The organism is Pigmentiphaga humi (assembly GCF_900606115.1).
Lineage (GTDB): Bacteria > Pseudomonadota > Gammaproteobacteria > Burkholderiales > Burkholderiaceae_B > Pigmentiphaga > Pigmentiphaga humi.
On the sequence record NZ_UWPJ01000007.1, the window covers coordinates 55,937 to 72,147 of the forward strand.

The following is a 16,211-nucleotide window of genomic DNA, read 5'->3' on the forward strand; positions in this document are numbered from 1 at the left end:
ATCCGATGATCGAAGGGACTCGCCGCGCCGGACGTCAATCGGCGCGGTCGAGATCGCGAAAAGCCGGACGGCCGTCGCGGGTCAACCACATCTGCCCGCCCGCGCAGTCCATGACGGTCCCGCTGATGAAGGCGGCCGCATCCGAGGCCAGATAGAGCGCCATGTCGGCAACCTCCTCGGGAGACCCCATGCGCGCCAGCGGCACGTTCGACAGCAGCTGTCCCAATTGCTCGGGGCGCCGGTTCAGCGAGGTGCGCGGCGTTTCGATCAGGCCCGGCGCCAGCGCATTGACCCGCACATGCGGCGCGAGCTCCATCGCCAGCGACTGCGTCAGGCTGATCACCGCCGCCTTGGCGGCCGAGTACGCCGGCAGGCCCGGGAACGGGAACTGGCCCGTCAGCGATGCCATGTTCACGATGCTGCCGCGCTCCTGGGCCAGCATGAGCGGCGCGACCGCGCGCGTGCACAGGAAAACGCTCTTCAGATTAACGGCGAAGGTATCGTCCCAATCCTGCTCGCTCAACTTGCAGACCCGTCCTATCCTGAAGCTGGGACCGCTCGCGCCGCCCGCGTTGTTGACCAGCACGTCTACCGTGCCGAACGCCTCTCGCGCCGCGCCCACCATGCGGTCGACGTCGTCCGCGCGCGTCACGTCGACCCGGACGGCAATCGACTCGCTTCCGCCGGCCCGGCTTTCGGCCGCCGCGGATTCGGCCTTGTCCGGATCCATGTCGGCGAAGCACACCCGGCCGCCCAGCCGCGCGATCCCCAGGCCGATCTCCCGGCCTATGCCGCTTCCCCCGCCCGTCACGATGGCGGCTCTGCCGCGGAACGACAGTTCTGACAATCTCATCTGCGCCTCCCCTGGCTCTTCCACGGTCAATCGTTGCCGCGGCGCGGAGGGATGTAGACGCCCTCCTCGACGAAGCGCTGGATGGGCTGGGCGCGCGACCGATCGGCCTGGTCCACGGGCAGGCGGTCCGCGTACATGTTGATCGGATACAGCGGCTTGTCGTACATGTGCCGGAAGGCTTCGCTGCGCACCTGCGTCAGCCAGTTGTGGCGCGGGTCCATGCGCCGGCGCCGCAGCGCCTCGATGCTGATCTGCGCGGCCGTTACGGTCTCGCCGGGATAGTTCACGTGCTGCACGATGGCGCCGTGATAATCGATCACCATCGACCCGCCCGGGTAGGAATTGGCCGGATTGCCGCGCACCAGCAGGTTGCCCGGCGCGCAAGCCGCCACGTACATGGTGTTGAAGGCAGCGTGCGCCCGGTTGGTCACTTCCCACAGGTCTTGCGGCGGCGACCCATCGGGCTCGGCCATGCCGCTCGACCGGATCATGACTTCGCATCCCTGCAGGGCCATGGCCCGGGAATGCTCGGGATAGAACGCTTCGTTGCAGATCAGGTAGCCGAGCTTGCCGATGTCGGTCTCGATGACGGGGAACATGCAGCTGAGCTCGTCGCCTTTCTTGCGGCCGTACTTGCCGTCCATCACCTCGATGTAGCGGTCCCAGACGTCATGGGGGCTGACGTCGTCGCGCCCGCTGTACGGCAGGTAGGGGCAATACTTGTGGCGCTTGTAGATGACCTCGCCGGCCGGATCGATGATGAACGCGGCGTTGAACGCGAATTCCGTGCTGATTTCGGGAATCACCTCATGGGCGCTGCCGGCGATGTAGGTCTTGTATTTGCGCGCCTGTTCGGCCAGCAGTTCGATTTCGTCGCCCGGAATCCGGATCGCCATGTCCTTGGCGACCTTGGTGAACAGGTTCGAATAGGGCTCCGGATTGTTGTTCCAGCCCTGCATGAAGACTTCCGGCAGCACCACCAGCTTCAGCGGCGCGTATTCCCGGAACGCCAGCCGCGTCGGCCCGTAGCCGAAGATTTCGATGATGCGGTCCAGGTTGGCCTTGCGGATATCGCGCCTATGGTCGATGCCCACCCGGTTGGTCTGCATCAGGACGATGGAATAGAGATCGGTCACTGTCGCTCCTCGGTGTCCGACGCGCCGGCGGACGGATCATGGCCGGCGGTGCGTGGTTTCTTCTGTGAGCGAAGTGTGCGGCGCGCGCCGCGTACCTACCAATCGACATATTTTTGGGGACCTCCAGGAAAACTCACAGTACCCCAGCGCTGCCTCTCGCTCGCACCCGCCGTGGCGGATGAAGTACTTGCTCACTGCGCGCTAACATGGCCCATCACCATCCAGGAGCAAGCCATGGGTATTCTGCAAAACGGCCGCTGGGTCGAACAGGAAGTCGGCGCCGCGTCGGCCGGTGGGGAATTCGTGCGCGAGCATTCGGTCTTTTGCAACTGGGTTACCGCGGATGGGCGGCCCGGCCCCACCGGAGAAGGCGGCTTTCGCGCGGAGGCGGGCCGCTACCGCTTGTACGTGAGCCTGGCGTGTCCGTGGGCGCATCGCACCCTGATCTTCCGGCGGCTGAAGGGTCTGGAAGCGATGATCCCGATATCGGTGGTGCACTGGCACCTGGGGCCGGACGGCTGGTCGTTCGAGCCGGGCGAGGGCGTGATTCCCGATGCGGCCAACGGCAAGCGCCTGCTGCGCGACATCTACACGCTGGCCGACCCGCATTGCTCCGGCAAGGTCACGGTGCCGGTGCTGTGGGACACCCAGCGCCGCACCATCGTCAGCAATGAGTCGGCCGACATCATCCGGATGTTCAATACGGCCTTCGATGCGCTGGGCGCGCGCGAGGGCGACTACTGCCCGGCGGCGCTGCGCGAAGAGATCGACCGATTCAACGAGCGCATCTACGCCACGGTGAACAACGGCGTCTACCGGGCCGGCTTCGCCGGCACGCAGGACGCCTACGAGCGCGCGGTGCGCCCGCTGTTCGAAACGCTGGACTGGCTGGAGGAGCGCCTGCGGAGCAGCCGCTACCTGTGCGGCGACCGCATCACCGAGGCCGACTGGCGCCTGTTCACGACATTGCTGCGCTTCGACGCCGTCTACGTCGGCCATTTCAAGTGCAACCTGCGGCGCCTGGCCGATTACCCGGCGCTATGGGGCTACGCGCGCGAGCTGTACCAGTGGCCCGGCGTGCGCGACACCGTGGATTTCGGCCACATCAAGCGCCACTACTACGGCAGCCACCGCCATCTGAACCCCTCGGGCATCGTGCCGCTGGGCCCCGTGCTGGACTTCGAAGCTCCCCACGGGCGGGGATAGGCGAAAAAAGCCCCCACGCTACGCCTTCGGCTGCGCTGCCCCCCAAGGGGGCGCTTTTTGCCTCGGGGCGGCCCAGCGGCAAAAAGAAACCCCCACGCTACGCCTTCGGCTACGCTGCCCCCCGAGGGGGCGCTTTTTGCCTCGGGGCGGCCCAGCGGCAAAAAAAACCCCCACGCTACGCCTTCGGCTGCGCTGCCCCCCGAGGGGGCGCTTTTTTGCCTCGGGGCGGCCCAGCGGCAAAAAAAACCCCGACGGCAACAGCCCGTCGGGGTTTGATTCGACCCAGGGCACAGCGGATCCGGCTTTGCCGGGCCGCCAGTGCCGCCCCCTGGTGGGGGGCGTAGGGAAGACTTTCTATTCCTGATCCGCGGCGGGCTCGTCGCCCACAGGTTCGGAAGACGAAATCAGGGTATCGGCCGGCGTCTTGAAGATCTCGCTCTCGTCGAAGGTCGAACCCACGTCGGAGAACACCACTTCGCGCTCGGCGGCCTCCTGGGCTTCCTTCTCCTTGCGGGCGACATGGTAGGCCATGCCGGTACCGGCGGGGATCAGGCGACCCACGATGACGTTTTCCTTCAAGCCGCGCAGGTCGTCGCGCTTGCCCATGATGGCGGCTTCGGTCAGGACACGCGTGGTTTCCTGGAACGAGGCGGCCGAGATGAACGAGTCGGTCGACAGCGAGGCCTTCGTGATACCGAGCAGCACGTTTTCGTACGTGGTCGGGCGCAGGTTTTCGGCGTTGATGCGATCGTTCTCGTTGAGCATTTCGGCGCGTTCGACCTGCTCGCCCGGGATGAACGGCGTATCGCCCGGATCGACGATGTTCACGCGGCGCAGCATCTGGCGCACGATCACTTCGATGTGCTTGTCGTTGATCTTCACGCCCTGCAGACGGTAGACGTCCTGCACTTCGTCGACGATGTAGATCGCGAGCTTCTCGATGCCTTGCAGGCGCAGGATGTCGTGGGGATCGGCCGGGCCGTCCACGATCATTTCGCCCTTGTTCACCACCTGGCCGTCGTGCACCAGCACCTGCTTTTCCTTCGGAATCAGGAACTCGTGGCTGATGCCGTCCAGGTCGGTGATGACCAGGCGCTGCTTGCCCTTGGTGTCCTTGCCGAACGAGACCGTGCCGGTGACGTCGGCCAGCATGCCGGCGTCCTTGGGCGAGCGGGCTTCGAACAGCTCGGCCACGCGGGGCAGACCCCCGGTAATGTCGCGGGTCTTCTGCGATTCCTGCGGGATACGGGCCAGCACTTCGCCGACACCGACCTGCTGGCTGTCGCGCACGGTGATCAGCGCGCCGACCGGGAAGGAGATGCTCACCGAGTGGTCGGTGCCGGCGATCTTGACTTCCTCGTTCTGCGCGTCGAGCAGCTTGACCTGCGGACGCACGGTCTGCTTGGCGCTGCCGCGGGTCTTGGGCGTGATGGCGACCAGGGTCGACAGGCCGGTGACCTCGTCGAGCTGGCGCGCCACGGTGACGCCTTCTTCCACGTTCTCGAACTTGATCGTACCGGCGTACTCGGTAATGATCGGACGGGTCAGCGGATCCCACGACGCCAGTTGCGCGCCGGCCTTGACCGTCGTGCCGTCGCCGTGCAGCAGGATGGCGCCGTACGGAACCTTGTGGCGCTCGCGCTCGCGGCCGTTGTCGTCGACGATCAGGATTTCGCCCGAACGCGAGATCGCGACCTGCTCGCCCTTGCCGTTGGTCACATAGCGCATCGCGCTGGTGAAGCGCACCGTGCCGTTGGACTTGGTTTCCACGCCGGAGGCCAGCGCCGCGCGCGAGGCCGCACCGCCGATGTGGAAGGTACGCATCGTCAGCTGCGTGCCGGGTTCGCCGATGGACTGGGCGGCGATCACGCCTACCGCTTCGCCGACGTTCACCGACGAACCGCGGCCCAGGTCGCGGCCGTAGCACGCGGCGCACAGGCCATGGCGGGTTTCGCAGGTCAGGGCCGATCGGACCTTGACCTCGTCGATGCCCAGGCGCTCGATGGCGTCCACCGCGTCTTCGTCCAGCAGCGTGCCGGCTTCGAACACGGTTTCCTGGGTGTCGGGGTTGACGATGTCGGCAGCCGCGGTGCGGCCGAGGATACGGTCGCGCAGCGGTTCGATCACTTCACCGCCTTCCACCAACGCCTTCATGGCGAAACCGAAGGTCGTGCCGCAATCTTCCTCGGTGATGACGAGATCTTGCGTCACGTCCACCAGGCGGCGGGTCAGGTAGCCGGAGTTGGCGGTCTTGAGCGCCGTGTCGGCCAGACCCTTACGCGCGCCGTGGGTCGAGATGAAGTACTGCAGTACGTTCAGGCCTTCGCGGAAGTTCGCGGTAATGGGCGTCTCGATGATGGAGCCGTCCGGCTTGGCCATCAGGCCGCGCATGCCGGCCAGCTGGCGGATCTGCGCCGCGGAACCGCGGGCGCCGGAGTCGGCCATCATGTAGATCGAGTTGAACGATTCCTGGCGCGTCTGGTTGCCGTGGCGGTCGGTGACCGGCTCGGTCGAGAGCTGCTCCATCATCGCCTTGCCGACGCGGTCGCCGGCCTTGCCCCAGATGTCCACCACGTTGTTGTAGCGTTCCTGGGCGGTCACCAGACCCGACGAGTACTGCTTGTCGATCTCCTTGACCTCTTTGCTGGCCTCGGCCAGGATGCCTTCCTTGGCGGACGGGATCAGCATGTCGTCCATGCAGATCGAGATGCCGCCGCGCGTGGCCAGGCGGAAGCCCGACTGCATCAGCTGGTCGGCGAAGATCACCGTGTCGCGCAGGCCGCAGCGGCGGAACGACTGGTTGATCAGGCGCGAGATTTCCTTCTTCTTCAGCGACTTGTTCAGCACCGAGAAGGGCAGGCCCTTGGGCAGGATCTCCGACAGGATGGCGCGGCCGACCGTGGTCTCGAAGCGGCGCAGCACGGGCTGGAATTCGCCGTTCTCGTCACGCTCGTACTCGTTCAGGCGCACGGTGATGCGCGACTGCAGCTCGACGGCCTTGTTCTCGTAGGCGCGCAGCACTTCCGAGACGTCGACGAAATGCAGGCCTTCGCCCTTGCCGTTGACGCGCTCGCGGGTGGCGTAGTACAGGCCCAGCACGATGTCCTGCGAAGGCACGATCGAGGGCTCGCCGTTGGCCGGGAACAGCACGTTGTTGGAGGCCAGCATCAGGGTGCGGGCTTCCAGCTGGGCTTCCAGCGACAGCGGGACGTGGACGGCCATCTGGTCGCCGTCGAAGTCGGCGTTGAACGCCGCGCAGACCAGCGGGTGCAGCTGGATCGCCTTGCCTTCGATCAGCACCGGCTCGAACGCCTGGATGCCCAGGCGGTGCAGCGTCGGCGCGCGGTTCAGCATGATCGGGTGCTCGCGGATCACCTCTTCGAGGATGTCCCACACCACCGGTTCCTGCGTTTCCACCAGCTTCTTGGCCGCCTTGATGGTCGTGGCCAGACCCATCATTTCCAGACGGTTGAAGATGAAGGGCTTGAACAACTCCAGCGCCATCAGCTTGGGCAGGCCGCACTGGTGCAGCTTGAGCTGCGGGCCCACCACGATCACCGAACGGCCCGAGTAGTCGACGCGCTTGCCCAGCAGGTTCTGGCGGAAGCGGCCGCTCTTGCCCTTGATCATGTCAGCCAGCGACTTGAGCGGGCGCTTGTTGGCGCCGGTCATGGCCTTGCCGCGGCGGCCGTTGTCGAGCAACGAGTCGACGGCTTCCTGCAGCATGCGCTTTTCGTTGCGCACGATGATTTCGGGCGCCTTGAGCTCCAGCAGGCGCTTCAGGCGGTTGTTGCGGTTGATGACCCGGCGGTACAGGTCGTTCAGGTCGGACGTGGCGAAGCGGCCGCCGTCCAGCGGCACCAGCGGACGCAGCTCGGGCGGCAGCACCGGCAGCACTTCCAGGATCATCCAGTCGGCCTTGATGCCCGACTTCTGGAAGCCTTCCAGCACCTTCAGGCGCTTGGAGATCTTCTTGATCTTGGCGTCCGAGCTGGTGGCCTGCAGGTCGCCGCGCAGCGTTTCGATCTCGCGGTTGATGTCGATGGTGCGCAGCAGTTCGCGCACCGCCTCGGCACCCATCACCGCGCGGAAATCGTCGCCGTACTCTTCCGTCTTCGCCAGGAAGTCGTCTTCCGACATGATCTGGGCGCGCTTGAGCGGCGTCATGCCCGGATCGATGACGCAATAGGCTTCGAAATACAGCACGCGTTCGATGTCGCGCAGCGTCATGTCCAGGACCATGCCCAGGCGCGACGGCAGCGACTTCAGGAACCAGATGTGGGCGACCGGGCTGGCCAGCTCGATGTGGCCCATGCGCTCGCGGCGCACCTTGGCCAGCGTGACTTCCACGCCGCACTTCTCGCAGATCACGCCACGGTGCTTCAGGCGCTTGTACTTGCCGCACAAGCACTCGTAGTCTTTGATCGGCCCGAAGATCTTCGCGCAGAACAGACCGTCGCGCTCGGGCTTGAACGTGCGGTAGTTGATCGTCTCGGGCTTCTTCACCTCGCCGAACGACCACGACCGGATCTTCTCCGGCGACGCAATGCCAATGCGAATGGCGTCGAACTGTTCTTCCTGCGTAACTTGCTTGAACAGATCCAATAGCGCTTTCATGGCGACTCCTATCAGTTACGCTCGAGGTCCATATCGATCCCGAGCGACCGGATTTCTTTGACCAGCACGTTGAACGACTCGGGCATGCCGGCGTCGATCACGTGATCGCCCTTGACGATGTTCTCGTACACCTTGGTACGGCCGTTCACGTCGTCGGACTTCACGGTCAGCATTTCCTGCAGCACGTACGAGGCGCCGTAGGCTTCCAGCGCCCACACTTCCATTTCCCCGAAGCGCTGGCCGCCGAACTGCGCCTTGCCGCCCAGCGGCTGCTGGGTCACGAGCGAGTACGGGCCGGTCGAGCGGGCGTGCATCTTGTCGTCGACCAAGTGGTGCAGCTTCAGCATGTGCATGTAGCCCACCGTCACCGGACGCTCGAACATCTCGCCGGTACGGCCGTCGTACAGATAGGCCTGGGTCTTGGAATTGGCCAGCCTCAGGTTCTCGGCCAGTTCGTCCGGGTAGGCCAGGTCGAGCATGGCGCGAATGTCCCCTTCCGAAGCGCCGTCGAACACCGGGGTGGCGAACGGCACGCCGTTGCGCAGGTTCTGCGCCAGCTCGACGATCGCGTCGTCGTCCAGCTCGTCCAGGCGGGCGGCGGTGCCGGTGGTGTTGTAGATCCTGGTCAGGTAATCGCGCACCTTGGCGACCTCGATCCTGCGCGCGTCGGCCAACATTTCGTTGATGCGCTGGCCCAGGCCCTTGGCGGCCCAGCCCAGGTGCACTTCCAGCACCTGGCCGACGTTCATCCGCGAGGGCACGCCCAGCGGGTTCAACACGATGTCGACAGGGGTGCCGTCGGCCATGTGCGGCATGTCTTCCACCGGGGTGATCTTGGAGACCACGCCCTTGTTGCCGTGCCGGCCGGCCATCTTGTCGCCGGGCTGCAGGCGGCGCTTGACGGCAAGGTAGACCTTGACCATCTTCAGCACGCCCGGGGGCAGCTCGTCGCCCTGCGTCAGCTTCTTGCGCTTCTCTTCGAAGGCCAGGTCGAACTGGTGGCGCTTCTGCTCGATCGACTCCTTGGCCTGCTCGAGCGCGGTGGCGGCGGCTTCATCCGACAGGCGGATGTCGAACCACTGCCAGCGGTCCAGCTCGGACAGGTAGGACTTGGCGATGGCCGCGCCCTTGGCCAGCTTGCGCGGGCCGCCGTTGACGACCTTGCCGACCAGCGATTTCTCGATACGGTCGAAGGTGTCGTTCTCGACGATGCGCAACTGGTCGTTCAGGTCCTGGCGATAGCGCTTGAGTTCATCGTCGATGATGGACTGGGCGCGCTTGTCGCGCACGATGCCTTCGCGCGTGAACACCTGCACGTCGATGACGGTGCCGACCATGCCCGAAGGCACGCGCAGCGAGGTGTCCTTCACGTCGGAAGCCTTCTCGCCGAAGATCGCGCGCAGCAGCTTCTCTTCGGGGGTGAGCTGGGTCTCGCCCTTGGGCGTGACCTTGCCGACCAGCACGTCGCCGGCCTCGACTTCGGCGCCGATATACACGATGCCGGATTCGTCCAGGCGGTTCAGCTGGCCTTCCGAGAGGTTGCTGATGTCGCGCGTGATTTCTTCCGAACCCAGCTTGGTGTCGCGGGCGACGACCGTCAGCTCCTCGATGTGGATCGAGGTGTAGCGGTCGTTGGCCACCACGCGCTCGGACATCAGGATCGAGTCTTCGAAGTTGTAGCCGTTCCAGGGCATGAACGCGACCAGCATGTTCTGGCCCAGGGCGAGTTCGCCCAGGTCGCTGGAGGCGCCATCGGCCAGCACGTCGCCCCGGGCGATGATGTCGCCGCGGCGCACGACGGGGCGCTGGTTGATGTTGGTGTTCTGGTTGGAACGGGTGTACTTGATCAGGTTGTAGATATCGACGCCCACTTCGCCGGCGACGTTCTCTTCGTCGTTGACGCGGATCACCACGCGCTCGGCGTCGACATAGTCCACCAGGCCGCCGCGGTGCGCCTGCACGGTGGTGCCGGAGTCGACCGCCACGGTGCGTTCGATGCCGGTACCGACCACGGGCTTCTCGGGACGCAGGCAAGGCACGGCCTGGCGCTGCATGTTCGAGCCCATCAATGCGCGGTTCGCGTCATCGTGTTCCAGGAACGGGATCAGCGATGCGGCCACGGACACGATCTGCGACGGCGCCACGTCCATGTAGTGGACGTTCTCGGCGGCGGTCAGCATGGTTTCGCCCGCTTCGCGGCAGGCCACCAGGTCGTCGACGAAATGGCCCTGCTCGTCCAGCGTCGCGTTCGCCTGCGCGATCACGTAGCGGCTTTCCTCGATGGCCGACAGGTACTCGATCTGGTCGCTGACCTTGCTGTCCACGACCTTGCGGTACGGCGTTTCCAGGAAGCCGTACTCGTTCAGGCGGGCGTACAAGGCCATCGAGTTGATCAGGCCGATGTTCGGGCCTTCGGGCGTCTCGATCGGGCAGACGCGGCCGTAGTGGGTCGGGTGCACGTCGCGCACCTCGAAGCCGGCGCGCTCGCGCGTCAGGCCGCCGGGGCCCAGTGCCGAGACGCGGCGCTTGTGCGTGATCTCGGACAGCGGGTTGGTCTGGTCCATGAACTGCGAGAGCTGGCTCGAACCGAAGAACTCCTTGATCGCGGCCGAGATCGGCTTGGAGTTGATCAGGTCGTGCGGCATCAGGTTCTCCGCCTCGGCCTGGCCCAGGCGTTCCTTGACGGCGCGCTCCACGCGCACCAGGCCGGCACGGAACTGATTCTCGGCCAGCTCGCCCACACAGCGGACGCGGCGGTTGCCCAGGTGGTCGATGTCATCGATCTCGCCGCGGCCGTTGCGCAGCTCGACCAGCACCTTGATGGTGTCCAGGATGTCCTGGTTGTTCAGCGTCATCGCGCCGGTGATGTCGTTGCCGCGACCCAGGCGGCTGTTCACCTTCATGCGGCCCACGCGCGACAGATCGTAGGTTTCCTCGCTGAAGAACAAGCGCTGGAACAGCGCTTCGACGGCTTCCTCGGTGGGCGGCTCGCCGGGGCGCATCATGCGGTAGATCGCCACGCGGGCGGCGGTCTGATCGACGGTCTCGTCGGTGCGCAGGGTCTGCGAGATGTAGGGGCCCTGGTCCAGATCGTTGGTGTACAGCGTCTGGATCTCGCGCACGTTGTTGTCGCGCAGCTTGGTCAGCAGGGATTCGGTCAGCTCTTCGTTGGCATGCGCCACGATTTCGCCGGTGTCCGGATCGACCACGTTCTTGGCCAGCGCACGGCCCAGCAGGAAATCCTCGGGCACGGAAATGCGCTTGGTCTCGGCGGCGACCAGGTCACGGATGTGCTTGGCGTTGATGCGCTTGTCCTTGGCGACGATCACGTTGCCGGACTTGTCGTTGATGTCGAAGCGGGCGACCTCGCCCTTCCAGCGCTCGGCGACGAATTCCATCAGCGCGCCGTCGTCCTGCAGCTCGAAGCTGTCGAACGAGAAGAAATGCTCGAGGATGGCCTCCGGCGTCATGCCGATGGACTTGAGCAGGATGGTGACCGGCATCTTGCGGCGGCGGTCGACGCGGAAGAACAGGATGTCCTTGGGGTCGAACTCGAAGTCCAGCCACGAACCGCGGTAGGGAATCACGCGGGCCGAGAACAGCAGCTTGCCGGAGCTGTGGGTCTTGCCGCGGTCGTGCTCGAAGAACACGCCGGGCGAACGGTGCAGCTGGGACACGATGACCCGCTCGGTACCGTTGATGACGAAGGATCCGGTGTCCGTCATGAGCGGAATCTCGCCCATGTAGACTTCCTGTTCCTTCACTTCCTTGACGGTCGGCTTGCTGGCCTCGCGGTCGAGCAGCACCAGGCGGACCTTGGCGCGCAGCGGCGATGCGAAGGTCAGACCGCGCTGCTGGCACTCGCGCACGTCGAAAGCGGGATCGCCCAGCACATAGCTGACGAACTCCAGGCGCGCCATCTGGTTGTGGCTGACGATGGGAAAAATCGAGGTGAACGCGGCTTGCAGCCCCTCTTCCTTGCGCTGCAGGGCGGCAGTATCGGACTGCAGGAAAGTACGATAGGACTCGAGCTGTGTCGCCAGCAGGAAGGGAACGTTTTGCACGTCCTCGCGCTTGGCGAAGCTCTTGCGGATGCGCTTCTTTTCGGTGAACGAGTAGGGCATGAGCACTCCGACTCAGGTTGCATGAACCACGGGTAGTGGTCCTAAAATACGACATCGAACTCTTGACGAGAGCCGCCTGCCGGCACGGCAGACGGGCTCTTGGCCGGGTTCTCCGGCACGGGTTTCGGGTCCGCAGGCGGCATCATCCCCACCTGCGCACCGGAAATCCGTCCATACGGCTGTCCGGCGCCATGCCGCACGGCCGCGTACTGCGGAGGAAAGGAAGCTTTCGAAGGTGTCCTTCAAAAGCCCTTTTCCAAAAACGCAAAAACCCGGAGGCCGTTTTTGGGCGGCCACCGGGTACCGGCAAGGATCGAATTACTTGACTTCGACCTTGGCACCGGCTTCTTCGAGCTTCTTCTTGGCAGCGTCGGCGTCGGCCTTGGACACGGCTTCCTTGACGGGCTTCGGAGCGCCGTCGACCAGGTCCTTGGCTTCCTTCAGGCCCAGGCCGGTCAGTTCGCGCACGGCCTTGATGACGTTGACCTTGTTGGCGCCGATTTCGGCCAGGATGACGTTGAACTCGGTCTGCTCTTCAGCAGCGGCAGCAGCGGCGCCAGCGGCGGGAGCGGCAACGGCCACAGCGGCGGCAGCAGCCGACACGCCGAACTTCTCTTCCAGGTCCTTGATCAGTTCCGACAGTTCCAGGACGGTCAAGCCGGCGATGGCGTCGATGATTTCAGCTTTGCTAAGTGCCATTTTGTTTAAAACTCCAATGAATTTGATACCAGGTATGGGGGTCGCTTCGTTTAACGAAAGTCTGTCGAGCGGAAGGCAGGCTGATTACGCAGCCTGTTCTTGCTTGTCGCGCACGGCCGCCAGGCCGCGGACGAACTTGCTCGGAACTTCGTTGAGCGTACGCACAAACTGTGCAACGGGTGCCTGCATCGTGCCGAACAGCTTTGCCAGCAACTCGTCGCGCGAGGGCAGCGAGGCCAGGGCCTTGACACCTTCGACGTTCATGACGCTGTTCGGCAGGGCACCGCCCTTCAGAACCAGCTTGTCATTGCTCTTGGCAAAGTCGAACAGCACTTTGGCGGCCGTCACCGGATCGGCGCTGATGGCGTACATCAGCGGTCCGGTCAGCTGCGACGACAGTCCCTCGAAAGGGGTGCCGGCCACAGCGCGGCGGGCCAGCGTGTTCTTCAGAACACGCAGGTAAACGCCCGATTCACGTGCTTGCTTGCGCAGTACGGTGACGGAAGCGACGTCCAGACCACGATATTCGGCGACAACGATCGATTGAGCCTTGGCAACCTGTGCCGAGATCTCTTCGATCACCACCGATTTCTCTTGACGATTGAGACTCACGGTTTGAACACTCCATCATAAGACGCTCGGGATACCACCCCTTCACGTCAACCGAATGCGGCGAACCTGGTCGATTTCTTTGGATAAAGAATTCTTCCTGGGAGCGCCGTCTGCGCTGGATCCGCACCGGGATGGACAGCATTGCCAGCCTGTCCGCGGCCGCGGTTTTAAGATCCCCCGGTTGCCTGGCGAGCCAGGATTCCCGGTTTCACTCCAGCGGTCTTTGACAGCAACACCGCGCGTCCGGCCCGTAAGCCTCGCACCCGGTGCAGCCCAAAGTCTTGTTGTCCTGCGATTACTGCTGGGTAGCCGTCAGGGAAGCCTGGTCCACACGGACCCCGCCGCCCATCGTCGACGAAACAGCCAGCTTGCGCAGATAGATACCCTTGGCGGTAGCCGGACGAGCCTTGTTCAGGGCGTCGACCAGGGCCAGCAGGTTGCTCTGCAGCTGTTCGACGTTGAACGACGCGCGGCCGATCGTGGCGTGGATGATCCCGGCCTTGTCGGTACGGTACTGGACCTGGCCGGCCTTGGCGTTCTTGACAGCGGTGGCGACGTCGGGGGTCACGGTGCCGACCTTGGGGTTCGGCATCAGGCCGCGGGGACCCAGGATCTGGCCCAGCGCGCCGACCACACGCATGGTGTCGGGCGAGGCGATGACCACGTCGAAGTCGAGCTGGCCGGCCTTGATGCGATCGGCCAGGTCTTCCATGCCGACGATGTCGGCGCCGGCGGCCTTGGCGGCCTCGGCCTTTTCGCCCTGGGCGAACACGGCCACGCGCACCGACTTGCCGGTACCGGCGGGCAGAACGACGGAGCCGCGGACCAGTTGGTCGGACTTCTTGGCGTCGATGCCCAGTTGCACGGCCAGGTCGATGGACTCATCGAACTTGGCGGTCGCGGTTTCCTTCACCAGCGCCAGCGCTTCGGCGACGGGATACAGCTTGCTGCGGTCGATCTTGGCGCGCAGGGCGGTCAAGCGTTTGGACAAGCGTGCCATGATTACAGACCCTCCACCGTGATGCCCATGCTGCGGGCGCTGCCAGCGATCGTGCGAACCGCGGCGTCCATGTCGGCGGCGGTCAGATCGGCTTGCTTGGTCTTGACGATTTCTTCGACCTGGGCGCGCGTCAGCGTACCGACCTTGTCGGTATGCGGCTTGGCCGAGCCCTTCTGGATGCCGGCGGCCTTCTTGATCAGGATGGTCGCCGGGGGCGACTTCATCACGAACGTGAAGCTCTTGTCCGCGTAGGCGGTGATCACCACGGGAATCGGCAGACCGGGCTCGATGCCCTGCGTCCTGGCGTTGAACGCCTTGCAGAATTCCATGATGTTGAGGCCGCGCTGACCCAGGGCCGGGCCGATCGGGGGAGAGGGATTGGCTTTACCAGCTGGAACTTGCAGCTTGATGAAGCCGACGATTTTCTTCGCCATGCTTTGCTCCTTTCGGGTTCATGCGCAAGACTTGACAGCCTGCTCCCCGAGTTTTGCGGTCGTCCGTCCGGCTTGCAGACGCGATGAAACGGATGGCGCCGACCGTGGCTCGCCATCCGCCTGAATGCAGGCTCAGGTCTTCTCGACCTGGCTGAAATCGAGCTCCACCGGGGTCGATCGGCCGAAGATCGTGACCGACACGCGCAGCTTGCTCTTTTCGTAGTTCACGTCTTCCACGTTGCCGTTGAAGTCGGTGAACGGACCTTCCTTGATGCGGACCATTTCGCCCACTTCGAAGAGGACCTTGGGACGCGGCTTCTCCACGCCCTCTTCCATCTGCGACAGGATCTCGTCGACCTCGCGCTGCGGAATGGGAGTGGGACGGTTGCCCGACCCGCCCACGAATCCGGTCACCTTGTTGGTGTTCTTCACCAGGTGCCAGGTTTCGTCGGTCAATTCCATCTCGACCAGCACGTAGCCCGGGAAGAACCGGCGCTCGGTGATCGACTTCTGGCCGCCCTTGACCTCGATGACTTCTTCGGTGGGCACCAGGATGCGGCCAAAGGAGGTTTGCAGAGCGGCACGATCGATGCGCTCGGTCAGCGCCCTCTGGACGCTCTTTTCCATGCCGGAATAGACATGGACAACGTACCAACGCTTGCTCATCGTCTTTATTCCGTCGTGTTATTTCCAACCGAGCAGGAGGTCGTACAACACCCACTCGATGGTTTTGTCTGCCAGCCACAGGAACAGCGCCATGACCACCACGAACGCGAACACGGCGACCGTGGTCTGGATGGTTTCCTTGCGCGAGGGCCAAACGACCTTGCGCGTTTCCTGGACCGAATCCTGGCCGAAAGCGACCAGACGGCGCCCGGGTTCGCTGAACCAGGCGATGGCCAGCGCCACCAGTATGCCAGCGATGATCACGCCCACGCGGGCAATCATCGGGCTATTGGCGAAGGCGTAGAAACCGGCCAGACCCGCCACGAAAACCACGAAGGCCAGGCCCAGCTTGATGCGATCGGCGGTGCTAGTTACGGTTTCGACGTTTGGATTCGACATCTTTTCGTCCGGACGGCGCCCGAGTCGGGCGCCAGCGGTGCTTTTTGAAACACCCGGGCGGAGCGAGGGTCCGCAGGACCAGGCCCCTATCGGAAGCCCGGACGAGAACCCGCGCATTCCGGGAAAGTGGCAGGGGAAGAGGGAATCGAACCCACAACCTTCGGTTTTGGAGACCGACGCTCTGCCAATTGAGCTATTCCCCTAATGGAGCCTCCCCTTGCGCTTCGCGCTCCCCCAGGGTATACGCTGGCGGACCGGCAAAGCCGGATCCGCGGCGCCCTGGGTCGGGCCGGAATCCTAAGGGGAGGCCCTGGAAACTACAAACTTGGCACTACAACTACAACCTGCCCCACGCTGCCGCCCTGTGATCCAGGGGACCGCGGATCCGGCTTTGCCGGTCCGCCAGTCCCGCCCCCTGGGGGGCGCGCGTCAGCGCGTAGGGGGGATTACTTCAATACCTTGGCA

The 16,211-nt window shown here is 64.5% G+C and carries 11 protein-coding genes and 1 tRNA gene; 1 reads left to right on the forward strand and 11 read right to left on the reverse strand.

The genetic code is table 11. The features are described 5' to 3' along the window. Positions 1–34 precede the first annotated feature (34 nt). A complete protein-coding gene (locus tag PIGHUM_RS03605) occupies positions 35–853 on the reverse strand; it encodes an SDR family NAD(P)-dependent oxidoreductase (RefSeq protein ID WP_124077892.1) in 819 nt (272 codons plus the stop codon). A gap of 26 nt (positions 854–879) precedes the next feature. Continuing rightward, entirely contained in the window at positions 880–1,989 is a 1,110-nt protein-coding gene (locus PIGHUM_RS03610; RefSeq protein WP_124077893.1) for a nitrilase-related carbon-nitrogen hydrolase, read from the reverse strand. 234 nt (positions 1,990–2,223) lie between these two features. Between PIGHUM_RS03610 and PIGHUM_RS03615 the strand changes: the two genes are divergently transcribed. Beyond that, positions 2,224–3,195 (forward strand): glutathione S-transferase family protein, encoded by a 972-nt coding sequence (locus PIGHUM_RS03615; RefSeq protein WP_124077894.1) that lies wholly within the window; start codon positions 2,224–2,226, stop codon positions 3,193–3,195. 354 nt (positions 3,196–3,549) lie between these two features. Here PIGHUM_RS03615 and rpoC read toward each other — a convergent pair whose 3' ends face one another. The 9 genes from rpoC to PIGHUM_RS03660 form a co-directional block, all read right to left on the reverse strand. Next, complete coding sequence (gene rpoC, locus PIGHUM_RS03620; protein ID WP_187697742.1) at positions 3,550–7,812, reverse strand: DNA-directed RNA polymerase subunit beta'; 4,263 nt, start codon at positions 7,810–7,812, stop codon at positions 3,550–3,552. A gap of 11 nt (positions 7,813–7,823) precedes the next feature. Further along, positions 7,824–11,936, reverse strand: coding sequence for a DNA-directed RNA polymerase subunit beta (gene rpoB, locus PIGHUM_RS03625; RefSeq protein ID WP_124077895.1), 4,113 nt, complete (start codon positions 11,934–11,936; stop codon positions 7,824–7,826). A gap of 318 nt (positions 11,937–12,254) precedes the next feature. Next, on the reverse strand, positions 12,255–12,635 hold the full coding sequence (gene rplL, locus PIGHUM_RS03630) for a 50S ribosomal protein L7/L12 (protein WP_124077896.1): 381 nt from the start codon (positions 12,633–12,635) through the stop codon (positions 12,255–12,257). An 84-nt stretch (positions 12,636–12,719) separates the two neighbouring features. Next, positions 12,720–13,247, reverse strand: a complete 528-nt coding sequence (rplJ, locus tag PIGHUM_RS03635; protein ID WP_124077897.1) for a 50S ribosomal protein L10 — start codon at positions 13,245–13,247, stop codon at positions 12,720–12,722. A 295-nt stretch (positions 13,248–13,542) separates the two neighbouring features. Then, positions 13,543–14,247: a 50S ribosomal protein L1 gene (gene rplA / locus PIGHUM_RS03640; RefSeq protein WP_124077898.1), complete on the reverse strand. Its 705-nt coding sequence runs from the start codon at positions 14,245–14,247 to the stop codon at positions 13,543–13,545. Between the two features lie 2 nt (positions 14,248–14,249). Beyond that, entirely contained in the window at positions 14,250–14,681 is a 432-nt protein-coding gene (gene rplK, locus PIGHUM_RS03645) for a 50S ribosomal protein L11 (RefSeq protein ID WP_124077899.1), read from the reverse strand. Positions 14,682–14,813: 132 nt separating this feature from the next. Beyond that, entirely contained in the window at positions 14,814–15,347 is a 534-nt protein-coding gene (nusG, locus tag PIGHUM_RS03650) for a transcription termination/antitermination protein NusG (protein WP_124077900.1), read from the reverse strand. 18 nt (positions 15,348–15,365) lie between these two features. Further along, positions 15,366–15,746: a preprotein translocase subunit SecE gene (secE, locus tag PIGHUM_RS03655; protein ID WP_124077901.1), complete on the reverse strand. Its 381-nt coding sequence runs from the start codon at positions 15,744–15,746 to the stop codon at positions 15,366–15,368. A 127-nt stretch (positions 15,747–15,873) separates the two neighbouring features. After that, positions 15,874–15,949, reverse strand: a tRNA-Trp gene (locus PIGHUM_RS03660). Between the last annotated feature and the right edge of the window lie 262 nt (positions 15,950–16,211).